A 25,555-nucleotide genomic window follows, 5' to 3' on the forward strand; every position below is an offset into this window, starting at 1 on the left:
AGCATGAGTGCACATTACGACGTCGTTCTCCTGGGAGCCGGGCCCGGCGGTTACGTTGCCGCCATCCGCGCCGCCCAGCTGGGCCTCAGCGTTGCAGTCATCGAGGAGAAGTACTGGGGAGGGGTCTGCCTGAACGTAGGCTGCATCCCGTCCAAGGCGCTGCTGCGCAACGCGGAGCTTGCACAGATCTTTACCCGCCAGGCGGAGACATTCGGCATGCACGGCGACGTGAGCTTCGACTACGGTGCCGCTTTTGACCGCAGCCGGCAGGTGGCGGACGGGCGGGTCAAGGGCGTTCACTTCCTGATGAAGAAGAACAAGATCACCGAGTATGACGGTCACGGGGTGTTCAAGGACGCCCATACCATCGAGGTGGCCCTGTCGGACGGCAAGACCGAGGAAGTCACCTTTGAAAACGCGATTATCGCGACCGGCGCCGCCGTGAAGCTGCTGCCCGGAGTTGAACTGAGCGAGAACGTCGTCACGTATGAGACGCAGATCCTCAGCCGCGACCTGCCCGGGAAGATGGTGATCGTGGGCGCCGGTGCCATCGGCATGGAATTCGGGTACGTGCTGCGCAGCTACGGCGTGGACGTAACGATCATCGAGTTTATGGACCGCGCGCTGCCGAACGAAGACCCTGACGTATCCAAGGAGCTCACCAAGCAGTACAAAAAGCTGGGCATTCCGATCCACACCTCAGCGAAAGTCGAGACGGTTGCGGACAACGGCAGCTCCGTCACGGTTACGTACACGGACAAGGGCGGCAGCCAGCAGTCAATCGAGGCGGACCGGGTCATGATGTCCGTTGGCTTCGCCCCGAGGCTGGACGGCTATGGACTGGAAAGCACCGGCGTGGAAGTCACGGACCGCGGCGCGATCGCCATTGATGACTACATGCGCACGAGTGTCCCCAACCTGTACGCCATCGGCGACGTGACCGCCAAGCTGCAGCTGGCCCACGTGGCGGAAGCCCAGGGGGTAGTGGCAGCTGAAACCATTGCCGGCGCGGAGACTATGCCGCTGGGGGACTACCGCATGATGCCGCGGGCCACGTTCTGCCAGCCGCAGGTTGCCAGTTTTGGACTCACCGAAGCCCAGGCCAAAGACGAGGGACACGACATAGTGGTGAGTACTTTCCCGTTCACCGCGAATGGAAAGGCACACGGGCTGGGAGAACCGGTGGGCTTCGTGAAGCTCATCGCTGATTCCGCCTACGGGGAACTGCTGGGCGGGCACCTCATTGGTCCCGATGTGTCCGAACTGCTGCCGGAACTGACGCTGGCCCAGAAGTGGGACCTCACGGCGTCGGAACTCGCCCGCAACGTCCACACGCACCCAACGCTCAGCGAGGCGCTCCAGGAAGCGTTCCACGGCCTGACCGGCCACATGATCAATTTCTGACCTGGCCCCCCGGGGGCCGGGGACGTCAGGATGCGAGGTAGCGGAGCAGCAGGGTGTCCCCGGAGCGCAGCACGTGCGTCAGCCGCAGCCGTGCCAGGCCGAGTTCCGGTGCCCCGGCACTGATCCGGCCTGCTGCGCCGGCAGCTAAAACCGGTGCAAGGGTCAGGCACAGCTCATCGACCAGTCCCGCCGACTGAAACGAGCCGAAGAGCTGCGGCCCTCCTTCGCACAGGACACGGTGGTGACCGCGTCCGGCGAGCACGGCCGCTGCCTGACGGGGTTCAACTGTCCGCGCCCCGGCAACTACAACGTCCGCCACCTCTTCCAGGGCACTGCGGCGGGATTCCGGTGCCGCGGCCGCAGTAAGGATCAGCGGCCGGACCGGCGCCTCGGCAAAAAAACCCGACTCCGGGTCCAGGTCCAGGGACGCCGATACGACGGCGATGCCGGGATGGGCGGCGAGCCCGCGCCGCGCGCGCCCGGACTGCGTCCGGGCAGGAAGCAGGTCACCGGCGTAACCTTCCGTACGCACCGTTCCCGCACCCACCAGAATGAGGTCAGCTGTGGAGCGCAGCAGGCCGAATACCCGGCGGTCGGCGTCGTTCCCCAGTTCCCCTGACCGGCCGTTGAAGCTCACTGCCCCGTCCAGTGAGGCGATGAAATTGAACCGGAAGCAGGGACGGCCTGCTTGGCCGGGCACCGTATCCCAGGCATACGCGTCCAGGAGCTGGGAGTCGTTCAGTTCCTCCTCCGAGCCGGCAGCGGTGATAGCGGCACTGCTCACGGGGCAGGCTCGTTCTTCTCGCCCATGTTGTGCCGCAGGCGGACCGGTTCGCGCCAGCCCAGAACAGCTTCGGTCATCCGGATGGCACGGGATGCAGCCCCGACGTTGTGCATCCGCAGAATCCGGGCACCGTTGAAAATACTCGCGACTGCTGCGGCCAGGGACCCCTCGACCCGTTCCGACTTGGGCTCATCAAGGGTCTCACCGATGAAGTCCTTGTTGGACACGGCAGCCAGGACCGGGAAACCCAGCTGGGCTATCTCCGCGAGTCTGCGCGTCAGTTCAAGTGAGTGCAGGGTGTTCTTGTTCAGGTCATGTCCTGGATCGATGATGATTTTCTCAGGTGCCACGCCCAGGTCCTGGGCGTAGCCGGCACGGCTTTGCAGAAACGCTGCCACTTCGGCCACCACATCGGCGTACTGCGGCCGCGGATAGACCGTGCGCGGTGCAGCGAGGCTGTGGGTCACCACAAGGTGCACGCCGGTCTGCGCAGCCACCCGTGCCAGCTGTGGATCGTGCAGTCCGGTGGTGTCGTTGATGACCGTGGCACCGGCCTCGATCGCCCGTTCAGCCACAGCGGGGTGGAACGTGTCAGCAGAAATAATGACGTCGGAAGCGTCCCGTGCCGCGCGGATGACCGGAACAATCCGTGCTGCTTCTTCAGCGGCGTCCAGCGCCGGGCCGGGCGCGAACGGTACGCCGCCAATGTCAACCCAGTCCGCGCCGTCGTGCACCGCCTGCAGTGCCGCATCAATTGCCTCCTGCTGTCCAAAAGTGCGGCCGGCATCGTAGAACGAATCGGGTGTGCGGTTGATGATGGCCATCAGGGCCACCTGCCGGCGGAAGTCCAGTGTCCGGGCGCCGATCCGGTGAACCGGGTGAAGCAGTGGAGGCTCAAAGTGGCCGGCGCCGGAGGCAGCACGTTGGCCGGTGGTGCTGTTCAGACTCATAAATGCATCCTACGGTGGTGCTCAGCCCTGACCGCGTGTGATCCCGATTCGCACAAACCAGATCAAGGAAGGCCGTGCCAATGGAACTGCCGCTGTCCCCGCCTCTTGCGCCTATGCTGGCCAAACCCGCAGCCGGCATCCCCAAAGGCAGCTACGCCTATGAGCCCAAGTGGGACGGATTCCGCGCGCTGGTGTTCCGGGACGCGGACGAGGTGGAGATCCTCAGCCGCAACGGACGGAGCCTGAACCGCTACTTTCCGGAGCTTCTCGAGGCCTTTCGTCAGGGGCTGCCGGGCCGGTGCGTGGTGGACGGGGAGATCATCCTTATCAGCGCCGATGGCCGGAAGCTGGACTTCGACCTGCTGCAGCAACGGATCCATCCGGCCGAAAGCCGTGTGGAGCTGCTGGCGGAGCAGACACCCGCACAGTTCGTGGCCTTCGACCTGCTGGCACTGGACAGCCGGGACCTGACCGGTGAACCCTTCCGGGCACGGCGGGAGGAACTCGAATCAGTCCTGGGTGCGGCGGGCGGGCGGCTCCACCTGACCCGGCAGACCCTGGAAGCAGTGACGGCGCAGGAATGGTTCGAGCGATTCGAGGGGGCGGGCCTGGACGGAGTGGTAGCGAAACCGCTGGACGGGAACTACGAGCCTGGTAAACGGGCCATGACCAAGGTCAAGCACCGCCGCACGGCTGACTGCGTGGTGGCGGGCTACCGTACGCACAAAACGGGGGAGGACCGCATCGGATCGCTGCTGCTGGGTTTGTACGACGACCGCGGCAACCTCTCCAATGCGGGAGTCATCGGCGCCTTTCCGATGGCCCGGCGCAGTGAGCTCTTCAACGAGCTGCAGCCCCTGGTGACCTGGGACGCGTCCCACCCCTGGAGCGCGGAGGAAGCGGAATCCGGTTCCAGGACACCACACAGTTCAGAAGGGAGCCGGTGGACCGGCAGCAAGGATCTGTCCTTCACCCCGCTTCGGCCAGAACGGGTAGTGGAGGTGGCATACGACCACATGGAGGGGCCGCGGTTCCGGCACCCGCCAAGTTTCCTGCGCTGGCGGCCGGACCGTGATCCGAAGAGCTGCGGCTATGACCAGCTCGATGAACCGGTGCGCTATGACCTCGCCGACGTGCTGCAGGAACCGGGGGCTGCCGGGAATCCTTGACACCGCAGCCGGTGCGGCGAACCCTGAAATCAGGGCCACCGTCACGGGCTGAGGGCTGGAGGAAAGATGCGGGCCGGAAAAATCATCATGATCGTTGCCGGCGGACTGCTGATCCTGTTCGGGCTGGGCATGGGTATTGCCGCTGCCGGTGTTTCAGCAGCGAGCAGCCATCAGGACAGAGAGGGGTTCTTCACTCTTCCCCGTGAGATCTACTCTGTGGATTCCCACGCCCTCACCCTGCCCGACCTTGAGGTAGGCATGGGGGTTCGACGCCAGGACAATGTTGGCACCGCTCTTATCCGGGGTGAGTCCGCCGGCAGCTCGGGAGAACTGTTTATGGGGATTGGGCCGAGCAGGGACGTGGAACGGTATCTGCAGGACGTTTCCTACAGCGAGCTGCGGGATGTCCAGTTCTCACCCTTCGATGTTTCCTACCGCGAATACCAGGGCGTGTCCGAGCCGCTGCCGCCGGCGGCCCAGGACTTCTGGGCGGCACAATCAAGCGGAACCGGCGAACAACAGCTCAGCTGGAACCTGCAGACCGGCGACTGGACCGTGGTGGTGATGAACGCCGACGGCTCCGCGCCCGTGGCGGCAGACCTCCAGGCCGGCTTCCGTGCCGACTGGCTTGGCCCGGTAGCGGGCGGCCTCTGGATCGGCGCAGTGTTCCTGGCTTGTGCCGGGGTGGCCCTGCTGGTCGGCGGGATCATCCTGCTGCGCCGGACACCGGACAGACCCGCGTATCCTCCGGGCGGCGCACCATATCCCACGCCATATCCCATGCCGTATCAGGCACCCTATCCGGGGCCGTATCCGGGGCCCTATCCCGGAAACCAGCCGGGCACTGCCTATCCCGGTAACCCGTACACCGGGCCGCCGGCCCCCGGATACCCGCCGCCGGCCCCACCGCCCTCGAAGACTGACCCAACTGCCTAAACCGCGGGACGAGGGAACCGGCCCTGCGCGCACACCGAATACGCCGTCCATCCTGTCCGCACCCTGTCGCTGCGTGGCATAGTGAAAGAGGGGTCACCTAGACAGCAGCTAGTCGACTGCAGCCACCCCACGGCACGCGGCGGACCGGCTCGGGAACGGATGCAAAAAATGTCCGAAGGTCCTCACCAGCTAAGCACTGAGTCGCTGATCTCGGAGTGGCTTGAACATCCCAGCGGCCGAGCCATCCTCCTCGATGTCCTGGCCAGACGCGGGCCGGACGTTCGGGCCATCTACGCTGTACAGAGTCTTCCACTGTCCTCGATCGTCACGCTCTCCCGGGGGAACGTCACAACCGAACAGCTGAATCTACTGGTGGAGGCCGCGAACCACAGCTTCTCCGAGTCCCCGCCGAACCCCGAGCTGGTCCACCTTTTTCCGTCTGCACCCCCACCATCCCCGCTGAACTGGAAGGAAGGAATCATTCCGGGGCGGTTCAGGGGCAAAACCGTGATCGTAACCGGTGCCGGGTCCGGGGTTGGCCGCGCCACCGCACTGCGGCTGGCAAAGGAAGGCGCGCACGTTATTGCCGTGGACCTCAACACTCTCCGGATGGAGGCGCTGCTTGAGAATCCGGCGGCGCACGGCACCACCGGTGTGGTTGCGGACCTCAGCCGGGAGGAGGACATCCAGCGGATCATCGACGCAGCGGGCAGGGAGATCGACGGCCTGGCCCTGATTGGCGGTGTCTCGGACGATATGGAACCACTGCACGAGGTGCACGACGACCTGTGGGAGCGCATATTCCGGATCAATGTCACCGGACCGTTCCGTCTCTCACGCAGGGTGATTCCGCTGATGCTCTCCCGCGGGGCCGGGTCCATAGTGAATTTGGCCTCACAGGCAGGCCTGCGCGGCTCGATCGGGGGAGCGGCGTACACCGCTGCAAAGCATGCCGTCATCGGGCTGACCCGCAGTGAGGCGTATACGTATACACCCCGCGGTGTCCGCGTCAACGCCGTCGTTCCCATGCCTACCCGCAACACCCTTGACTCGAACTACGGATTTCCGGGCGGACTGGGACCTTTGCCGGCTGCGTCGCTGATCCCTGCGGACCTCGAAGCAGCGGCGGTAGCCGCTCCGGTGACCTTCCTGCTCAGTGACGACGCCGTCGCCGTGACCGGATCGATCCTTCCCGCCGACGAAGGCTGGAGTGTGGGATAGCGCACCGCAAATCCTCCTCGGAAGGGGTTGTTCCCGCCATCATGAAGCCCGGTGCGCACCCTCACACCGGTCACGGAAGGGCGCTCCCGCGGGGATAACCTGAGAATCATGGAATCTGGCGACATCAATTTTCACACCCGCAAATGGGTCAGGCCTGAAGACCTGAACGCAAACGGAACACTGTTCGGCGGCTCGCTGCTGCGGTGGATCGATGAAGAAGCAACCATCTACGCAATCCTGCAGATGGGCAACGGGCGGGTCGTCACAAAGCTGATGTCCGAAATCAACTTTGTGAGCTCCGCACAGCAGGGCGACCTCATTGAAATGGGACTCTGCGCCACCAAGTTCGGCAAGACATCCCTGACGATGCGGGCCGAGGTGCGGAACATGATTACCCGATCCAGCATCCTGACCATCGAACGCATTGTCTTCGTCAACCTGGACGAGAACGGCCGCCCGGCACCGCACGGTTACACGACGGTCACCTTCGACCGAGACCGGCTGCCGACCCACCACCTGCCGGCCTTCCCGCCGCAGCCGCAGCAGCAGTTCTAAGGCGTCTTTCCCCGCGCCGCGCCGCGTAATCCGCCGTCTCCGCGAACCCATTGTGACGGCGTCCTGCGTGCCTTTCAGGTCCGTTATGCCCGGCGGTGAGAGAATCGGGCAGGCAGCCACGACCGGCGGCCGGCCCCGAGTCCCGAAGGAAGCGCCGCAGCATGCACCTGGAGAGCCCCGCACGCACCGGACACAACGGCCGGCAGAGGTCTGCGCGCCGGGTGTTCTGGGGGGCGCTGGCCGGGATCGTGCTGATCGCCCTGAACCTCAGGGGCCCGATCGTCGCGCCGTCACCCATCCTGAATGTCCTGCAGTCAGAACTCGGGATGTCCGTCCAGACCTCCGGCCTGCTTACGGCCCTGCCGATCGCCTGCTTCGGAGTCATCTCCTTCCTTGCGCTGCCGCTGCTGCGGCGCGGGGGACCGGACCAGGCAATCGCCTTCTGCCTGGCCGGCATCCTGGCCGGAACGATCCTGCGCTCAGTCGGCGGGACCGGACTGGCACTCGCCGGAACAGTTGTGATCGGCGCATCGATCGCCGTCGGAAATGTCCTGGTCCCGGTCATTATCCGGCGCGATTTCCAGCCTGCCCGGGTGCCGCTCGTAACCGGCACCTACACGGCAGCCATGAACATCGGCTCCATGACAACGCTTATTCTGACGGCGCCGCTGGCCGCTGCGTTTGGCTGGCGAGTGGCGATGGCGGTCTGGAGCGGGCTGGCCATCGCGGCAGCCCTCGCCTGGCTGGGGCTGGTGGGCTGGCGGGACTTTGTCCTCGGCGGAGCCCGTGCCGAACGCGCACGCGAAACAAACGACGGCGGGTCCTCCGCCGGCAGCTCCGGGGAGCCGGAGGCGGACAAAGCCGGCAGAGCCTCCATCTCCGACACGGCAGAATCCGATACACCGGCGCCCCGGGAGACTCCGGTGTGGCGGCGCCCGGTCGCCTGGCTCCTTCTGATTGCCTTCAGCGGCCAGGCATTTTCCTTCTACGCGGTTTCCACCTGGCTGCCGACCCTGCTGACGGACCTCCTGGGGCTTGACGCTGCCGGTGCCGGCGCAGGTGCCTCGCTGTTCCAGGGTCCGGCGATCATCGGAGCGCTGGCCGTTCCGCTGCTCGCCCGCCGTCTGGGAACCCGGACCCTGCTCTGGCTGACGGCCGCTGCCTGGGCTGCCCTGCCTGCGGGACTCCTGCTGGCGCCGACAGGCTGGGTGGCGTGGGTGACGCTGGGTGGAATTGCCCAGGGCGCCGGCATCACTGTGCTGTTCCTGATCCTGGTCCGGCTGGGTGGCTCAGGGCGCCACGCCGGGCAGCTGTCCGCCATGGTGCAGGGAGGCGGCTACCTCGTGGCTGCAGCAGGCCCGGTTGCCCTGGGCACCCTGCATGATGCCGCCGGAAGCTGGACACTTCCGCTGCTGGCCGTCTGCATCAGCATCGGCGCCCTGCTGGCAGCCGGGACTATTGCAGCGATGGCATCCGAACGCTCCGCCTCCCCGGACCGCAGCAACCGGTAATACCGGGACGGGGCATCTGGTCCGCCGCGCTGCCCTCAGCTCCCTGCACCGGGCCCGTGGTCCCGGCCGGCGCGCTCGGCCACCAGCCGGGCCAGGCCGGCCGCCTGATCTGCGCTGAGCGGAGAACCCGGGAACCGGCCGAGCCGTTCCAGCGGCAGGCTGCCCATCAGTGTCAGCAGCTGCGCTGTCTCCCCGCTGCCCGGCGCAGCGGCATTAAATGCCTCTCCCAGGACGGCTGCACCCAGCGGATGGTGCATCCACTCAGCCAGGGTGGAGGACGCGGTGGGGAGGGGCAGGGGTACCGGCGCAGTAAGTTCAACAGCCGTGGTGAGCCGGATGTCACGGGAGGAAGATCCGGCGCGGACCTCGTAGGTTCCCGGATCGGTGACCCAGGACCGGGTAGTCGGATCGAACCGGGCAAGGCTCCCGGGCTGGAGCGCCAGGGTCACCGTGCGGGTTTCCCCGGGCGCAAGGTCAACACGCTGGAAGCCGCGCAGCTCCTGCTCAGGCCGCGGCACGGCTCCGGCCGGAGCAGCAACGTAGAGCTGGACGACCTCTGCGCCCTGGAGGGCGCCGGTGTTGGTCAGCTGCAGGGACACCCGCATTCCAGTGCCGTCCTGCACCGCGGCCGCCAGGTCCGAGTAGCCGAACTGCGTGTAGCTGAGCCCGTGCCCGAAGGGGAACGCTGGTTCCAGCTTCCGGGTGTCATACCAGCGGTAGCCGACCAGGGCTCCTTCCCCGTAACGCACCTCGTCCGCCTCCCCGGGGAAATTACCGTATGCCGGGGTGTCTTCGAGCCTGCGCGGGAAGGTTTCGGCCAGCTTGCCGGAGGGATTCACCTGCCCCAGCAGCACATCGGCCACGGCATCCCCGCCGGCCTGGCCCGCCAGCCAGCTCTCAAGCACCGCAGCGGCCTTCGGCGCCCACGCCGTGTCAACCACGGAACCGTTGGAGAGCACAACCGCTGCATCCGGCCGAACCTGCGCTACGGCGTCGAGCAGGCGAAGCTGGGCATCCGGCAGTTGAAGTGAAGTGCGGTCCAGGCCCTCGGTCTCCGCAGCATCGGGCAGCCCAAGGAAGACCGCCACCTGGTCTGCGGCCGCTGCGGCCTGTACCGCCTGCTCAATGAGTCCGGCATCCGGCTGAAGATCATCAAGGCTGTAGCCGGGGGCAAATGATGCCCCGGATACCCGGGCGGAGAGCGCCGCCCACGGTGTGCTGAGGCGGGTGGGGTTTACCCGCGAGGATCCGCTGCCCTGGTAGCGCGGAGTCCGGGCCAGTTCACCAATCACGGCCAGCGAGGCTTGGGCGGTGAACGGGAGCAGACCGCCGTCGTTCTTCAGCAGCACCATGGAGGACGACGCCGCGCGCCGGGCCAGGGCGTCGTGGGCGTGGAAGTCAGCAGCCTCACCGGACCTGCCGGACGTGCGCCGGCCCAGTTCACGCATCCGGTCCAGCGACGCGTCCACATCCTCGGGGGAGACCAGTCCCGCCTCCAGACCAGCCACCAGTTCCCGCGGGCCCAGCCCGGACGAGGACGGCATTTCCAGGTCAAGACCGGCAGCCAGCGCTGCAGCGCGGTCGGTAACGGCGCCCCAGTCGGACACCACAACGCCGTCGAATCCCCATTCGCCGCGGAGAATGCGCGTGAGCAGCCACGGATCCTGGGCAGCATGGAAACCGTTGACGCGGTTGTAGGCTGCCATGACCGTCCACGGCGAAGCGTCCTTCACCACCGTCTCAAAGGCGCGCAGGTAGATTTCCCGCAAGGTCCGTTCGTCCACGATCACGTCGACCGTCATCCGGCCGGTTTCCTGGTTGTTGGCGGCAAAATGCTTGGGAGAGGCAGCCACTGAGCAGGACTGCACACCTCTGGTCCAGGCAGCGCCCAAGGCACCGGTGAGCAGCGGATCCTCGGAAAAGTACTCGAAATTGCGGCCGCCCAGCGGGGAACGTTTGATGTTCAGCCCGGGTCCCAGCAGGACGTCGACGCCGTAGCCGGCAGCTTCCCTGCCCGCCGCGCGGCCCAGCTCTTCCAGCAGCCCGGGATCCCAGGAACTGGCCGTGGCGCATTCTGCCGGGAAACAGGTGGCCGGACGTGACTGCCCGAGAGCCGGACCGGCGTCGTCCCCGGCTGCCAGACGCACACCGTGTGGCCCGTCAGTCAGCGTGAGGGCACGAATCCCGGCTTCTTCGGATCCGGCTGTCTCCCACATGCCGGCCCCCGTCAGCAGGGCCGCTTTCCGGGCGGGATCCATCCCTTGGTCTTGTGTTGGCATGGGTGCTCCTGGTCCTCGGCTTATCCGGGCGGGGTGCTTGAGTCTATTCGGGCGCAGGGATGCTGCGGAAGAGTGCGGTGCCGATGACGCATGCGCTGCCGGAGCGCCTGCAGCGTCCCTGTTCCATGCCTGCTTTAAGGGACTATCGTTCCCTTACAGCACGTCCGCGCAGGACCGCCACCAGTCCTGCCGCGGTTCCCCGGACTGGAGACCGGACCGGCTGCCGAACAGCTTGCTCTGCGGCAGGTCCCACGGAAAGAGGGCAATGAAGACCCGTTTTGACCGCTATCGCCAAATGGCAGAGATCCTCTACCGCAACGGTCTGGGATACCTGGTTTCGGTTGCCGGGCTGGAGTCCTGGCTGCCGTTCCGGCGGCGGGACGGCGACGGCACTGACTCCGGGCGGATGGCGAGCCCTGAGTACCTGCGCCGTGCCCTGGAAGAGCTGGGGCCCACGTACGTGAAGCTGGGCCAGCTGCTCTCCACCCGTCCGGATCTGCTGCCGCCGGCCTACATGGATGAACTGGCGAAGCTGCAGGACTCCGCCACTCCTGCGGCCTGGGATGACGTCCGGATCTCCCTGCGCCAGGAACTGGGGGCCGACCCGGTGGAGGTTTTCGCGGAGTTCAACACCACGCCGATTGCCAGCGCCTCGATCGGGCAGGCCTATGCGGCCACGCTCAAGGACGGCTCCTCAGTGGTGGTAAAGGTCCGGCGGCCCGGAATTGTGCCGGAAGTCGAGGCGGACCTGTCCATTCTCCAGTCCTTGGCCGGCTATGCCAGCAGGCACTGGGAGGCCGCCAGGGACTACGACGTCAAGGGGTTTATGGATGAGTTCGCCGATACCCTGCGCAAGGAAATGGACTACGTGCAGGAGGGCCACAACGCGGACCGCTTTGCGCTGAACTTCGAGGATGATGCCGCCGTCGTCATCCCGCACGTCTACTGGGAGCACAGCACGTCCAAGGTGCTCACCATGCAGCGGCTCTACGGCATGAAGGTCACCGACACCACAGCCCTGGACGCGGCCGGCCTGGACCGCAAGGCACTGGCGGTGACTGCCGCGAACGCGGAAATGAAGATGGTGTTCGAAGACGGTTTCTTCCACGCCGACCCGCATCCCGGAAATATCTTTGTTCAGCCCAACTCGCAGATTGGGCTGATTGACTTCGGCATGGTGGGGGAGCTGGATGACAAGCTCCGGGGGCAGCTGTCCGCGCTGTTCGTTGCCGTCATCCGGAAGGACCCGGAGCGGATGGCTACGGCCCTGATGCGGATGACCGTTTCGCGGACCCGTCCGGACCGGGTCAGGCTAAGAATGGACCTCTCCGGCCTGATCCGGCTGTACTCCAACCGCACGCTCGGTGACGCACCCGTGGGGCGCATTATCACCAGCGGCCTGGCGATCATTCGGAACCACCACCTTCAGCTGCCGGGGGAGATTGCGCTGCTGCTGCGGATGCTGATCATGACGGAGGGGATGGGAGAGGTCCTGGACCCGGACTTCAGCATGGGCAAAACGCTCTCACCCTATGCACGCCGCATGACCATGCAGCAGCTGAATCCGGCGGCCTACGCGAGGAGGCTCGGCAAAGCCGGAGGAGAACTGCTGGAGCTGGGAACAGAGCTTCCCGGGCAGCTGCAGCGGCTTATCAATACCCTGGATTTTGAGGGTATGGAGGTGCATCTGCGTGCCGGAGACCTGGTTCCGCTCGTGGAGCGGCTGGAACGGGTGGGCAACCGGATGGTGGCGGCCATTTTCGCGGCAGCGTAGCCGCAGCCGAAGACCACCACGGAGAGAGCGAACTGCAGCAGCGAGTTCCCGGACTCCATGGACAGCAGGTAGAACGGCATGACGGCGGCGCTGGAGAGGGCGCCGTAGATGAACACCGGCTTGCGGCCAAAACGGTCAGCGGCCATGCCGAACAGCGGCTGCGTGCACAGGGCCGCAATGTTGCCCGCGACCACCAGCCAGAGCGTGATGGCGGCGTCAACGTTGCCCACTTCGGTGCCGTACTTGATAGCCAGCGTGCCGTACACGGTGGAGACGGCGGCGATGAAGGCGCAGCAGATGACCCGGAGGACGTCGCGCCAGTGGTTCTTGAGCAGGTCACTCACCGGCAGCTTGGCGATCTGGTTGTTCGCCTTGGCTTCCTGGAAGGTGGGTGTCTCGTGCAGGGTGCGGCGGATGAAGAAGGTGACAATCACAACGACGGCGCTGAGCCAGAACGGAATGCGCCAGCCAAAGCTGTACTTAATGTCATCAGGCAGCGCCATGACGGGAATGAACACCATTGCAGCGAGGATCTGGCCGCCCTGGGTGCCCGTGAGGGTCCAGGACGTGAAGAAGGCGCGGCGTCCGTCCGGAGCGTGCTCCAGCGTCATGGAGCTGGCGCCGGCCTGCTCGCCGGCGGCGGAGAGACCCTGGGCCAGGCGGCAGAGCACCAGCAGGGTGGGGGCCCACCAGCCAATGGTGTTGAAGTCCGGCAGGCAGCCGATCATGAAGGTTGAGGCGCCCATAAGGATCAGGGTGAACATGAGGATCTTCTGGCGGCCCACCCGGTCACCGAAGTGGCCGAGGATTACCGCACCGACCGGACGGGCAATGTAGGCGAACCCGAAGGTGGCCAGGGACATGATGCTCGCCTGCGCGTCTGCGTCCGGGAAGAACACGTACGGGAAGATGAGCGATGCGGCCGTGCCGAAAATAAAGAAGTCGTAGTACTCGACCGCGCTGCCCATAAAGCTCGCCGCGGCGGCCTTCTTGGGGGTTTTGGCGGTGGCTTGGGCAGACTGCGTCGGTGCAGCGCTCATAGGGGGCCTCCAGGAAAAGTGTGCGTAAAACGCACAGCAGTGCTTCATGCGAACACCACAATTTAACCTGCATCACACTCAGATGCAACACAAATGTGCGGTATGCGCACAGTTGTGCAATTTATGAACAGCCCGGTACCGTTGGCCTAGCCCGTCCCGGGCGCCGAAGGGAGTATCACTTGAGCACCACCACCGAATCCTGGCTCGTAGGGCTGATTGGCGACGGGATCACCGCTTCGCTGACCCCGCCCATGCACGAGCGTGAGGCCCGGGAACACGGCCTCCACTACCTCTACCGCCCGGTGGACCTCGCCGTGAACGGCCGCAGCGGCAAAGAGGTGGGCGAGCTGCTGCGTTACGGCCGGGACCTGGGATTCAACGCCTTCAACATCACTCATCCCTGCAAGCAGCTGGTGCTGGAGCACCTCGATGAGGTTTCGGATGACGCCGCCCGTCTGGGCGCGGTCAACACAGTCCTGGTGACGGACTCCGGTTTTATTGGGCACAACACGGACCACTCCGGGTTCGCGCGGGCGCTTTCCGCCGGGCTGCCCGGCGCGGGGCTGGACCGGGTTGTCCAGCTGGGCGCCGGCGGCGCCGGTGCCGCCGTGGCCTATGCCCTGCTGAAGGCGGGAGTCCAGGAACTGACTCTTGTGGATCTGGACCCGGACCGGGTCCAGGAGCGAGTGCAGTCACTTTCCGCACTGTTCCCCGCCGCCCGGGTCACTGCCGGAACTGCCGGCGACCTCCCCGGCGCGCTGGCCGCCGCGAGCGGTTTTGTGCAGGCAACTCCGGTGGGCATGCACTCCCATCCCGGAATGCCGGTGGATCCAGCCCTGCTGCGGCCGGAACTGTGGGTTGCCGACGTCATTTACCGCCCGGTCCGCACCCGGCTGATCGAAACGGCCGAAGCAATGGGGTGCCGGGTCCTCGACGGCGGCCACATGGCGGTTGGCCAGGCAGTGGACGCCTTCGAACTCATCACCGGCATCCGCCCCGACTCGTCCCGCATGCGGGAACACTTCCTCGAAATGGTCAGCAACGGCCTCTGAGCCGGAAGGGAATTTCCATGCGCACCTCGATTGCCACGGTCTGCCTGTCAGGAACCCTGGAGGACAAGCTACGCGCCTGTGCAGCGGCAGGTTTCGACGGCGTCGAGATCTTCGAACAGGACCTTGTCGTCTCGCCGTCGACCCCGGAGCAGATCCGCAGCCTCGCTGCTTCACTGGGCCTCACTCTTGATTTGTACCAGCCGTTCCGGGATTTCGAGGGCGTCTCGGAGGAACTCCTGGCAGAAAACCTGCGGCGTGCCGAAGCGAAGTTCCGGCTGATGAACCGTCTTGGCATCGACACCATGCTGGTCTGCAGCAACGTTGCCACCGCAACGGTCGACGACGACGAGGTGGCAGCTGCCCAGCTGCGGCAGATGGGTGAAACCGCCGCGCGCTACGGGGTCCGGCTCGCCTATGAGGCTTTGGCCTGGGGCAGGTACGTCAGTGATTTCGAGCATGCCTGGCGGATTGTCGAGATGGCTGACCACCCCAATGTGGGCACCTGCCTGGACAGCTTCCATATCCTTTCGCGCCGATGGGACCCGTCCGCAATCGAAAAGATCCCGGCGGAGAAGATCTTCTTTGTCCAGCTGGCCGACGCTCCGGAGCTGTCCATGGACGTGCTGTCCTGGAGCCGCCACTACCGGGTGTTCCCGGGCGAAGGTGCTTTTGACCTCGTCACCTTTATGGGCCATTTGGTCCGCAGCGGTTACAACGGGCCCGTATCGCTGGAGATCTTCAATGACGTTTTCCGGCAGGCAGCAGAGGAGCGCACGGCGGTAGACGCCATGCGCTCACTCATTCGGCTGGCCGAGCGGACCTCCATCCACCTGCAGGAGACCGGGGCCGCAAAGCCGGCAATGGAACTGGCCACCCTCCCCGGCGTAGGGGAGCCACTTGGGTTCAACTTCGCAGAAGTCAAAGCCGGGGAACCTGAACCGATCCGCGCCCTGCTTTACCAGCTCGGCTTCACCTGCCAGGGCACCCACCGGAGCAAGCCCGTTGAACTCTGGACCCAGAACGGCGCCAGGGTGGTTATCAACAGCCAGCACGCCCGCGGGATGGAACCCGCCATCTCTGCCATTGGTCTGGACGTTCCGGACGCCCGGGCTGCCGCGTCGCGCGCCCTGCAGCTGAAGGCTACCGCCGTTCCGCGCCGCAGCCAGGCCAATGAGGAGGTCCTGCAGGCCGTCGCTGCCCCGGACGGCACTGAGATCTTCCTCTGCGAGTCGGAGCCCGGCGGGCCCGGCTGGACGCATGAATTCGGCAGCGGGGATGCCCTTCCTGCGCCGGGTCCCATCACTGCCGTTGACCACGTAAACCTGTCCCAGCCCTGGCAGCACTTCGACGAGGCCGTCCTGTTCTACGAATCAACCCTGGGGCTCACTCCGAGGCCCAGCGTTGAAGTTCCCAGCCCCATGGGCCTGGTCCGGAGCCAGGTGATGCGCAGCAGCGACGGCGCCGTACGCATGGCGCTGAACATTGCGCCGATGGTCTTCGACGGCTCCGGCTACCCGCAGCACGTTGCCTTCGCGTGCAGCGACCTGGTCACCCTGGCGCGCACCGCCGTCGGCCGCGGGCTCCAGTTCCTGCCTGTGCCCGGCAACTATTACGAGGACCTGGACGCACGGTTCGATCTGGAACCGGACTTCCTTGCCACGCTCAGGGACCTGAACCTGCTCTACGACCGGGACGCGGACGGGGAGTTCCTGCATTTCTACACGTCCACCGTGGGCAACGTCTTCTTCGAGGTGGTTGAACGCCGCCCGGCCTACGAGGGCTACGGCGCACCCAACGCACCCGTACGGCTGGCCGCACAGTACCTCGCAAACGCCTGAATCAGTCTTTGACCTGTTGCTTTGCCTCCGCTCCGGCTCTACGGACCGGCAGTCCCGTGGGCTAGGATCACTTCAAGAGTGTTCCGGGCCGTGCCCGGTATGGGCGAAGCGCAGGGCAGGGCGGGGGACTGAATGGGCAGGGCACACGGGGACTGGTACGTGAAGTCCGTGGAGAAAGCTTTCACCGTCCTCGGCGCCTTCACCGAAGAGAAACCGCTGCAAAGTGTCAGTGAGGTTGCGGCCGCCGCCGATTTGAGCCGGGCTGCCGCCAGGCGCTTCCTGCTTACCCTGGTGGAACTCGGCTACCTCTCCACGGACGGCACTCGGTACCAGCTCGCGCCGCGGGTACTGAACATCGGATCGGCCTTCCTTTCAAACCTGACCCTTCCGGCCATCGCGGAACCGCATCTGAAGTCGCTTTCAGCAGACCTGCAGGAAACGGCTTCCGTCTGCATCCTGGATGACGTTCACGTGGTCTACGTTGCCAGGGTCACCTCGCCGCGGCTGGTCAGCGTTGCCGTGCACGTAGGTACGCGCTTCCCGGCCTGGGCCACCTCCATGGGCCGCGTTCTCCTGGGCACCCTGGATGAAGCCGATCTGCTGGACCGTGTGCGCCGTTCGGACGTTCGCCGCTATACCGCCCATACGGTTCCCACGGAGGAGGCACTGCTCGCGGAGATCGGCAGGGTGCAGGAGACCGGCTGGTCCGTTGTACGCGAGGAGTATGAGGAGGGCCTCAGCGGAGTAGCTGTCCCGGTGCACCGCGCCGGAAGGGTGGTCGCGGCCGCGAACGTCTCCCTGCACCGGTCCTACGGCAGGGCTGGAGGACTGGAGGAGGTTCTGCTGCCCCGGCTGCGGCAGGCAGCAGCGGACATATCGGCAGACTACGGCATCCGCCTGACCGGATAGCTTCAGACAGGGAACTGCGGCGGAGACCCGTTCGCAAAATCCCCGCCGCAGTCCGTCTTTGCCGCGCAGCCGCTACGTGGCGTAGTCCGAGGCGTTGTACAGGTTGAGGTTCAACGCCGACGCGATCTGCGCCACGGCCTTGCGCGCCCGTACGCTGTTGCCTACGGGGTCCAGGGGCGGGGAAAACGCCGCGATGGCGAGCACTCCCGGCATCACGGCCAGTACGCCGCCGCCCACTCCGGATTTTCCGGGCAGTCCCACCCGGTAGGCCCAGTCGCCGGAGGCTGTGTAGAGCCCCTCCATGGTCATCTCCGCCAGCATGGACGGAATGATGTCCGTATGGGTGATAGCTGCCTGCTTCGTCACCGGATTGGTTCCGCGGGCAGCAATGGTCGCTCCCATCGTGGCCAGATCGATGGTGGTGACCAGGGTGGAGCACTGGCGTGTATACACGTCGCAGGCCTCCATCGGATCCGAGTACATGGTTCCGCCCGAGTACAGCAGCCACGCGATGGCCCGGTTGTGGAAGTTCGTGGACTGTTCCGAGTCATTGACGGCGTCGCTGAGCTTGATTTCCCGGCCGGCAAAGACCGACTGGGTGGCCAGGATCTTCTGCCAGCGTTCCTGCGCGCTGCCGGCCGGGATCAGGGACACCGTGGACATGGCCCCGGCATTGACCAGCGGGGAAAGCGGCTTGTCTCCGTGCAGGGCCACTGCGATCACCGAGTTGAACGGTTCCCCCGTGGGATCCGCACCCACCTTCTCGTGGAACTGGGGGAGCCCTACCTCGTCCATGGCCCGTGCCATCGAGAAGACTTTGGATATCGATTCCAGAGCGAACTCAAACCGCGCGTCGCCCGTTTCGAAGACCTCGCCGTCGGCCGTCACCACACTGACGCCAAAGAGTGCCGGGTCAACGGAGGCCAGATAAGGAATGTAGCTGGCGTTCTCTCCGCCGGTGTCCGATTTGAAGTCGCTGTGCGCCGTCGTCACGGCCGCCTGGATAGCTGATTTATCGATTTTCATACCGCTGTGCTCCCGCCTGCTGCAGGCCCCGTACGGGGCCGGTGTCCGCGCGACCGTCCGCCGGCTCCGGAGCCTCTGGATCCGGCGCCTGCCGGCGACGGCTTCCCGGAGTGCTTCCCGGCAGTGGTGCCGGCCGTTGTCCCGGCCGCAGGTGCGTCAGCGGCTGACCCTTCATAGGCGCTCTCCCATTTCTCGGAGAGCTCGGCCGTCGGCGCTGAGGATTCGTTGACCGTACCGGGATGTTTGTGTTCCAGCTGCCAGGTGAAGGGCACGAATTCGGCCTGCGGATCCTTCCAGTGCGGCTTCCGGAACGCATAGATAACCATGGGGAGGATGATGAGCAGCACCGCGCCGCCCACCAGGATTCCCACATAGGTTTCCGGTGACCCCACGGAAATCTGGTCCGGCGGGATGAAGCTGAAGACAAAGGCCATCAGCGAACCCAGGAATCCGACGCCGCCGAAGATCCACATGCCCAGGTCACCGCCGGGCACCCGGTACGGCCGGGGCCGGTTCGGCTGGCTGTAGCGCAGGTAGATCGCCGCAGCGAACATCAGCAGGTACATCACGAGGTAGAGGATGACGGTTAGCTGGCTCAGGATCTGGTAGGCCGCCTGAACCGAGGGCAGGACCACGTAGACAACGCCCAGGGCCGTCACCATAAACGCCTGGAAGAGCAGGATGTGTGTTCCCATGCCGTGCTTGTTGGTGTGCTGCCAGAAACGTGGAAGGTACCCTGCCCTGCCCACTGCGAGCAGGCCGCTGGAAGGGCCGGCAACCCAGGTGACCACCCCGGCCAGCACACCGATCAGCAGCATTCCTGCAACGATCGGCGAGGCCCAGCCAATGCCCGCCCAGTCGAACATGTCGTTGTAGGAAGTGAGCAGGCTCTGCGTCAGGTTGATGTCCGCCTGCGGCACCACAAAGGCAATGGCGAGGGTTCCCAGGACAAAAATGATGACTGTCCCTGCAGCGGCGATAAGCACTGCCAGCGGATAATTCCGTGTTGGGTTCTTTACGTCCTTGACGTGGATGGCGTTCATTTCCATGCCGGCATAGAAGAGGAAAATGCTGGCCGCCAGCACAACGTTGGAGAAGTTGGAGAAGTCCGGTATGACCTCTCCCCATCCCATCTGGATCTGCGGCGTATTGCCGGCAAAGTAGTAGGAGAATCCAAGAATTATCAGGATCCCGGCCGGAATCAGGGTGCCCACAATTCCGCCCCACTGGGCGACTTTGGAGAATGCCGCCGCACCGCGGAAGGCGATGAACGTGGCCAGCCAGTACACCACCAGCACGACGGCGAGGACGAAGGCCTTGTTCCCCGACAGCTGCGCGTCAATATTCGTGTCCGTCCCTGTGTAAGCAAGGGACACAGCGCCGAAGGTGAGCACGGTGGGGAACCAGATGGTCACTTCGATGAAGAGCATGAACATGGCCAGGAAGGCCCAGCGGGGGCCAAAGGCTTCACCGACCCAGCGAAAGACACCGCCGGTTTCGGGCCACCCCGTAGCCAGCTCTGCCGCCACGATGGACACAGGAATCAGGAAAACGACGGCGGCGAAGACGTAGTAGAAGATCGAGCTCAGGCCATATTCAGCCTCTGCCGGAAGGCCGCGGAGACTGACGACGGCCACGATGTTCATAACGGCGAGCGCGCCGACGGTAATGGTTGCGTTTTGCTTTGCGCGGCTCATGCGGCCGGATGCAGATCCAGTCGATGAAGCAGCGCCGGCTGATGCAGCTGATGCAGTTGAATCGCTCACTGCGCTCACCTCCTAGTGGTGGAATCCCGGGTGCTCCTGCTCAACCGGCATGGGCGCACTCAGGTTTTCCAGGTAGGCCGTCTCGTCCTGGATGTCCTTGAGCAGTCGGCCAGCAAGGTCCATGCTCAGGCCGTTGCGCACTACGATCCGCTCGACCGTGAGGCTGCCCAGGTTGTCCGGCATTGGATAGGCAGGCACCAGCCATCCTTTGGTGCGGAGCCGGTCTGCCAGGTTGTACAGCGTCCAGCGGTCCGTATGCCCCTCCTTCAGCCGCCAGGCGAAGACAGGAATGTCAGAGCCGTCATTCCACAGCTCGAACGGGCCGATCTCGCTGATGCCGTGGGAAAGGTACAGCGCAACGTCCTGGCAGGCCTGCTGGACCTTCTTGTAGCCTTCGAAACCGAGGCGGAGGAACATGTAGAACTGCAGCACCACCTGGGCGCCGGGGCGGGAGAAGTTCAGGGCAAACGTGGGCATGTCGCCGCCGAGGTAGCTGACGTAGAAGATGAGGTCTTCCGGCAGCCACTGCCGTTCCCGCCAGACAACCCAGCCGAGGCCCGGATAGACGAGGCCGTATTTGTGTCCGGACGTGCTGATCGAATGGACCCGCTCAATCTGGAAGTCCCATTCAAGCTCCGGCTGGATGAAGGGTGCGATCATGGCGCCGGATGCCCCGTCCACGTGGATCGGGATGTCCAGCCCCGTGGAGGCCTGGATCTCGTCGAGTTTCGCAGCGATCTGCTTTACCGGCTCGTACATGCCCGTGTAGGTCACGCCCATGATTGCGACCACTCCGATGGTGTTCTCGTCGACGTACTTCTCGAGCTCGAATCCATCCAGGCACTTGTGTTCCTCGCTGATGGGAACCAGCCGCGCCTCGATGTCGAAGTAGTTGCAGAACTTCTCCCAGCAGACCTGCACTGCAGAACTCATGATCAGGTTTGGTTTCTCGGTGGACTTGCCCTCGGACCGGCGCTTGTGCTGCCAGAGCCGCTTGAACGCCAGTCCACCGAGCATGCACGCTTCCGAGGAACCGATGGTTGAGGTGCCGATGGTTCCCTGGGAATCGGGGGAGTGCCACAACCCGGCCAGCATCTTCCAGCAGTACTGTTCGATCGCCGCCGTCTGCGGATACTCATCCTTGTCAATCATGTTCTTGTCATACGTTTCGGCGTACAGCCGGTTCGCGTGGTCGTCCATATAGGTGCTGACGAACGTTGCAAGATTCAGCCGGGCGTTGCCGTCCAGCATGGTTTCGTCATGGACGATCTGGTAGGCGGTTCCAGGCAGCATGCTGCCCTGCGGGAACTCGTACTTTGGTATCTGGGTGTCCTCGCCCTCACGGGAAAATACCGGGTTGAGGTTGAGGAAGTCCTGGGGATCGTTCTGCGGCATGGTTTCGACCTCTCCTAAGGAGTGTCCAGCGTGAATGCCTGCCGCGGTGCGCGGCGGCGGATAAGCCCCATGGGTGCGCGCGATCGACTATACGCGGGCGCGCGGCGTCGTTCTAGGCACCTCCGGCCATACCGGCACGTAGTTTCGGATTCGTCGATAAGTACTCCGAAAGCTGCTTCCGCGGGTGCCGGTCAGGTCCCTTGGCGTTGAGCGGGCGCAGCGCCGCGCGTACCCTCAGAGAACTTATCCGTTTCCCGCAGCAGCCCCGCCGCCCAAGGAACGTACGGACGCCGGGCGAGCGGTATACCGCAGGAGAAACCCCATGGCTGGACTGAGCCGACGAGACCGTTTTGAACTGCCTGAACCCATGCGCCGGCTCTTTGAAGGGGATTGGGAAGTCCCCGCCTTCCGGGTGGAAGAGTTCCGGGACACCGGAGCCATGGTGGTACGGGCAGAGCTTCCAAGTATCGATCCGGAAAAGGACCTGGACGTGACTGTCTCCGACGGCACCCTGCGCATCCGGGGAGAACGGCGGGAGGAGACTTCAAACCGGGCCAAGAACGGCTACCGGTCGGAGTTCAAGTACGGCTCCTTCAGCCGTGACATTCAGCTGCCGGCCGGGGCGAGCACCGATGAGGTGACAGCCTCCTACCGGGACGGGGTGCTGGAGGTCCGGGTACCGATCCAGGACGAGGGCAGCACCGGGCGGAAAGTTCCGATCAGCCGAAGCTGACGGCACGGTACGGCAGCGCGGGGTACAGCTGCGCTGCCTCCTGCGCCATAAGGTTTGACGCGCCCGGCTACTGGAGGAGGCCCAGTGTCCCAGCAGAGCCAGAGCAGCCCTCCCGCCTCCCGGGCAAGCAGGTCACCCGCCTGGCTGGTGACCACCATCATGGCCCTGGGCGGAATCACGGTATCGCTGGAGAAAACAGCGGTGGTGCCGCTGCTGCCGGAGTATCCGCGGATCTTCGCGGTGAGTTCGGATGACGTGTCCTGGCTGGTCACCGTTACCCTGCTTAGTGCTGCAGTGGCTACGCCGATCGTTTCCCGGCTGGCGGACATGTTCGGCAAAAAGCGCATGCTGATGATTTCCCTGGCCATGATGGTGGCGGGCGGGTTTATTGCGGCTCTCGGCGGCACGTTCGTCTCAGCAGTCATCGGCCGCACCCTGCAGGGTTTCGCCGGGGCAGTGATACCGGTGGGCATCAGCATCCTTCGTGACACCCTGCCCCAGCGCCGGATCGCGGGGGCGGTTTCCCTGATGAGCGCCAGCTTCGGGATCGGCAGTGCACTCGGACTGCCGATGGCCGGTCTGATCTACCAGCAGCTCGGCTGGGAGGCCACCTTCTGGGTCGTGGCCCTGATCGCCCTGGTGATCCTTGCAGCCGTATACGTCTTCGTACCGGAATCAACCCTGCGCACCAAAGGCCGGTTCGACTACGCCGGAGCGCTGCTGCTCTCCGGCGCCATGACCACGCTGCTGCTTGCCATCACCAAGGGAGGGATCTGGGGCTGGACGAGCGATATCATCCTGGGCCTCTTCGCGGCCTTTGCCGTCCTGATCGCCCTGTGGTTTCCGCTGGAGCTGCGCAGCGGGCAGCCCCTTGTTGACCTGCGGACCTCCGCGCGGCGGCCAATACTGGTAGTGAACATCGCGGCGATCCTGGTGGGCTTCTCGATGTACGCCAACATGCTGGTCACCACCCAGCAGCTGCAGCTCTCCCGGGTCACCGGGTATGGCTTTGGACTGAGCGTCCTGGTTGCAGGGCTGACCATGATCCCCTCCGGAGTGGCAATGGTGGCGATCGCCCCCGTCTCAGCGCGCATCACCAACAGCTTTGGAGCCAAGACCACCATGATCAGCGGCTGCGCCGTGATGGCCGCCGGGTACCTCAGCCGCACCTTCCTGGTCAGTACCATTGGCGGCATCATTTTCGGAGCCGTGGTGATTTCCGTGGGCACCGCCATGGCCATGGCCGCCATGCCCACCATCGTGATGAGCAATTCGCCGCGGACAGACACCGCGGCCGCCAACGGGCTGAACACCCTGCTGCGCTCGGTTGGTACTTCCACCTGCAGCGCGGCAGTGGCGACCATCCTGGCCTCCATCACCCTCGGCGTCGGAGGGCGGGTCTTCCCGGGGCTGGAAGCGTTCCGCCTGATCTTTATCCTTGCCGGGCTGGCCGCAGCGGCAGCCACGCTGCTGTGCTTCCTGCTCCCGCGGGCCCTCCGGCACGAGGCCACGCATCCGGATCTTCATGCTGCACGTGCCGAAACCGGCGGGGCCGGCGCCGAGACAGCTTCAACGCCCGGGCCGGAGCAGGCTTTCAGCGTTACCGGCACTCTGCGGGCACCCTGGGACCGCGGGGCAATAGACCGGGGAACCGTTTCTGTCGCCGACTTGTCGGGAACACCCGTGGACTGGGACCGCACGGATGAACACGGCACTTACTCGGTGGTCCTGCCGGGACCGGGGCGCTACGTTTTCATCGCCTCCCACAGCCGCTGGCTCCCGGTCTCCGAAGTACTACAGTTCCCCGGGTCACCGGGCCCGTACGATATCCACTTCACGCACCGGCTGATGCTCACCGGGCGTGTCCGGCACCATGGGCGTCCGGTGCCTAACGCGCTTATTCTCCTGGTTCCCCAGACCGGGGACGCAGGGGCACTTTCAGCGGTTTCGGCCCGGGACGGCAGCTATGAACTGCCGCTGCCGGCCCCGGGCCGGTACGTCCTCAGCGTCGCCGAACCGTCGGGGGCCACGCACACCCGGCTGGTGGTGCTGCCTTCCGCGGACACGGACGTGGACGTCGAACTCGGCGGAGAACCGCCGTCGACCGTCCTGAAGGTTTAGGCGGTCGCGCCTGCGTATTCCGGATAGTCCGTGTAACCCTCGGCGCCGTCCGAGTAGAAGGTGGACTGGTCCGGGGTATTCAGCGGCAGCCCGTCGCGCCAGCGCAGGGGCAGATCCGGATTCGCGATGGCAGGGCGGCCGACGGCGACGGCGTCGCACAGGTCCTGCTCCAGCAGTCCGGCTGCTTCTTCCCGGGTGGTGACGACGGCGAAACCGGTGTTCAGCAGAACCGGGGAACCGAAACGGCGGCGGAGTTCCTGCACCAGGTCACCCGCCGGGTTGTTGTGGAGGATGCTCAGGTACGCCAGGCCCAGCGGAGCGATTTCGTCCACCAGGGCACCGTAGGTGGCGAGGGTTTCCTCCGCGTCCTGCTCCCAGGCGTCCTGGATGTTGTGCTCCGGAGAGATGCGCAGGCCGACCCGGTCCGCACCAATGGCAGCGGCCACGGCGGTGACCACCTCCACTACAAAGCGTGCGCGTGCCTGCGGTGATCCGCCGTACCCATCGGTGCGCCGGTTGGAGGCCGGGCTGAGGAATTCGTGCAGCAGGTACCCGTTGGCACCGTGGAGTTCGACGCCGTCGAACCCTGCTTCAACTGCAGAGAGCGCACCGCGGACAAAAATGTCCCGTACCTCGTCCAGTTCCGGTTCGCTGAGCTCCCGCGGCTCGGCGTGCGGCAGCTTGCCGGCCGGGGTGCGGATGACTCCCTCAATGGCGATGGCGCTGGGCGCCACGGTCTGGAAGCCGCCGTTGAGTTCCGGGTGGGAGACACGGCCGGCGTGCATTACCTGTGCGAAGATCCGTCCTCCTGCCCCGTGGACGGCGTCAGTAACTTCGCGCCAGCCGGCAAGCTGCTCCCGTGTGACCAGTCCCGGCTGACCGGAGAATCCCTGGCCTTCCCGGCACGGGTAGGTTCCCTCGGAAACGATCAGGCCAAGGGACGCCCGCTGCCGGTAATGCTCGGCTACGAGGGGACCGGGAATGCCTTCGGCGCCGCTGCGGACACGGGTCAGCGGTGCCATCACCAGGCGGTTCGGCAGCTCGAGGGTGCCTAGGGTCAGGGGAGAAAACAGATCTGTCTGCACGTACTTC

Annotated in this window: 19 protein-coding genes and 1 pseudogene; 12 read left to right on the plus strand and 8 right to left on the minus strand. The window is 65.2% G+C overall.

Features of this window, described 5'->3' with window-relative positions; all coding sequences use genetic code 11:
* Positions 1–3: 3 nt before the first annotated feature.
* Positions 4–1,404: a dihydrolipoyl dehydrogenase gene (gene lpdA / locus ACWGQ2_RS07470; RefSeq protein WP_452015840.1), complete on the plus strand. Its 1,401-nt coding sequence runs from the start codon at positions 4–6 to the stop codon at positions 1,402–1,404.
* A 25-nt stretch (positions 1,405–1,429) separates the two neighbouring features.
* Here lpdA and ACWGQ2_RS07475 read toward each other — a convergent pair whose 3' ends face one another.
* Positions 1,430–2,188 carry a pyrimidine reductase family protein gene (locus ACWGQ2_RS07475; protein ID WP_452015842.1) on the minus strand — a complete coding sequence of 253 codons (759 nt, stop codon included), beginning with the start codon at positions 2,186–2,188 and terminating at the stop codon, positions 1,430–1,432.
* The gene (gene folP, locus ACWGQ2_RS07480) at positions 2,185–3,138 is read right to left on the minus strand and encodes a dihydropteroate synthase (RefSeq protein WP_452015844.1); all 954 of its coding nucleotides are present in this window, start codon (positions 3,136–3,138) and stop codon (positions 2,185–2,187) included. Before folP ends, ACWGQ2_RS07475 begins: the two co-directional genes overlap by 4 nt.
* 80 nt (positions 3,139–3,218) lie before the next feature.
* Here folP and ACWGQ2_RS07485 point away from each other — a divergent pair, with 80 nt between their 5' ends.
* From ACWGQ2_RS07485 to ACWGQ2_RS07505, 5 genes are all read left to right on the plus strand, one after another.
* On the plus strand, positions 3,219–4,307 hold the full coding sequence (locus tag ACWGQ2_RS07485) for an ATP-dependent DNA ligase (RefSeq protein ID WP_452016078.1): 1,089 nt from the start codon (positions 3,219–3,221) through the stop codon (positions 4,305–4,307).
* A 66-nt stretch (positions 4,308–4,373) separates the two neighbouring features.
* Positions 4,374–5,243 carry a hypothetical protein gene (locus tag ACWGQ2_RS07490; protein ID WP_452015846.1) on the plus strand — a complete coding sequence of 290 codons (870 nt, stop codon included), beginning with the start codon at positions 4,374–4,376 and terminating at the stop codon, positions 5,241–5,243.
* Positions 5,244–5,411: 168 nt separating this feature from the next.
* Complete coding sequence (locus ACWGQ2_RS07495) at positions 5,412–6,464, plus strand: SDR family NAD(P)-dependent oxidoreductase (RefSeq protein ID WP_452015848.1); 1,053 nt, start codon at positions 5,412–5,414, stop codon at positions 6,462–6,464.
* 108 nt (positions 6,465–6,572) lie between these two features.
* Positions 6,573–7,019, plus strand: coding sequence for an acyl-CoA thioesterase (locus ACWGQ2_RS07500; RefSeq protein WP_452015850.1), 447 nt, complete (start codon positions 6,573–6,575; stop codon positions 7,017–7,019).
* A gap of 161 nt (positions 7,020–7,180) precedes the next feature.
* On the plus strand, positions 7,181–8,530 hold the full coding sequence (locus ACWGQ2_RS07505; RefSeq protein WP_452015852.1) for an MFS transporter: 1,350 nt from the start codon (positions 7,181–7,183) through the stop codon (positions 8,528–8,530).
* 35 nt (positions 8,531–8,565) lie between these two features.
* On the opposite strand, the gene ACWGQ2_RS07510 is transcribed toward ACWGQ2_RS07505, so the two are convergent.
* Positions 8,566–10,809, minus strand: coding sequence for a glycoside hydrolase family 3 C-terminal domain-containing protein (locus ACWGQ2_RS07510; protein ID WP_452015854.1), 2,244 nt, complete (start codon positions 10,807–10,809; stop codon positions 8,566–8,568).
* Positions 10,810–11,323: 514 nt separating this feature from the next.
* Here ACWGQ2_RS07510 and ACWGQ2_RS07515 point away from each other — a divergent pair.
* Positions 11,324–12,061: pseudogene (locus ACWGQ2_RS07515) on the plus strand (ABC1 kinase family protein); the annotation flags it as partial.
* Between the two features lie 320 nt (positions 12,062–12,381).
* Here ACWGQ2_RS07515 and ACWGQ2_RS07520 read toward each other — a convergent pair.
* On the minus strand, positions 12,382–13,623 hold the full coding sequence (locus ACWGQ2_RS07520) for an MFS transporter (RefSeq protein ID WP_452015856.1): 1,242 nt from the start codon (positions 13,621–13,623) through the stop codon (positions 12,382–12,384).
* Positions 13,624–13,802: 179 nt separating this feature from the next.
* On the opposite strand from ACWGQ2_RS07520, the gene ACWGQ2_RS07525 reads away from it, so the two are divergent.
* From ACWGQ2_RS07525 to ACWGQ2_RS07535, 3 genes are all read left to right on the plus strand, one after another.
* The gene (locus ACWGQ2_RS07525) at positions 13,803–14,675 is read left to right on the plus strand and encodes a shikimate dehydrogenase (RefSeq protein WP_452015858.1); all 873 of its coding nucleotides are present in this window, start codon (positions 13,803–13,805) and stop codon (positions 14,673–14,675) included.
* A gap of 17 nt (positions 14,676–14,692) precedes the next feature.
* Entirely contained in the window at positions 14,693–16,513 is a 1,821-nt protein-coding gene (locus ACWGQ2_RS07530) for a bifunctional sugar phosphate isomerase/epimerase/4-hydroxyphenylpyruvate dioxygenase family protein (protein WP_452015860.1), read from the plus strand.
* A 132-nt stretch (positions 16,514–16,645) separates the two neighbouring features.
* On the plus strand, positions 16,646–17,422 hold the full coding sequence (locus ACWGQ2_RS07535) for an IclR family transcriptional regulator domain-containing protein (RefSeq protein ID WP_452015862.1): 777 nt from the start codon (positions 16,646–16,648) through the stop codon (positions 17,420–17,422).
* A 72-nt stretch (positions 17,423–17,494) separates the two neighbouring features.
* Here ACWGQ2_RS07535 and glsA read toward each other — a convergent pair whose 3' ends face one another.
* Genes glsA through ACWGQ2_RS07550 form a run of 3 tightly spaced genes read right to left on the minus strand, consistent with a single transcriptional unit; the run spans position 17,495 to position 21,609 of the window.
* Positions 17,495–18,448, minus strand: coding sequence for a glutaminase A (glsA, locus tag ACWGQ2_RS07540; RefSeq protein ID WP_452015864.1), 954 nt, complete (start codon positions 18,446–18,448; stop codon positions 17,495–17,497).
* Complete coding sequence (gadC, locus tag ACWGQ2_RS07545) at positions 18,445–20,214, minus strand: putative glutamine/gamma-aminobutyrate antiporter GadC (RefSeq protein WP_452015866.1); 1,770 nt, start codon at positions 20,212–20,214, stop codon at positions 18,445–18,447. The genes glsA and gadC overlap by 4 nt, the downstream gene beginning before the upstream one ends.
* Positions 20,215–20,226: 12 nt before the next feature.
* Entirely contained in the window at positions 20,227–21,609 is a 1,383-nt protein-coding gene (locus ACWGQ2_RS07550) for a glutamate decarboxylase (protein WP_452015868.1), read from the minus strand.
* A 322-nt stretch (positions 21,610–21,931) separates the two neighbouring features.
* On the opposite strand from ACWGQ2_RS07550, the gene ACWGQ2_RS07555 reads away from it, so the two are divergent.
* Both ACWGQ2_RS07555 and ACWGQ2_RS07560 read left to right on the plus strand, forming a co-directional pair.
* Entirely contained in the window at positions 21,932–22,342 is a 411-nt protein-coding gene (locus tag ACWGQ2_RS07555) for an Hsp20/alpha crystallin family protein (RefSeq protein ID WP_452015870.1), read from the plus strand.
* An 84-nt stretch (positions 22,343–22,426) separates the two neighbouring features.
* On the plus strand, positions 22,427–24,463 hold the full coding sequence (locus tag ACWGQ2_RS07560) for an MFS transporter (protein ID WP_452015872.1): 2,037 nt from the start codon (positions 22,427–22,429) through the stop codon (positions 24,461–24,463).
* Here the strand turns inward: ACWGQ2_RS07560 and ACWGQ2_RS07565 are convergent.
* Complete coding sequence (locus tag ACWGQ2_RS07565) at positions 24,460–25,485, minus strand: alkene reductase (RefSeq protein ID WP_452016080.1); 1,026 nt, start codon at positions 25,483–25,485, stop codon at positions 24,460–24,462. The genes ACWGQ2_RS07560 and ACWGQ2_RS07565 overlap by 4 nt on opposite strands.
* Positions 25,486–25,555 lie beyond the last annotated feature (70 nt).

The sequence above is a fragment of the Arthrobacter sp. NPDC055585 genome (genome assembly GCF_053619115.1).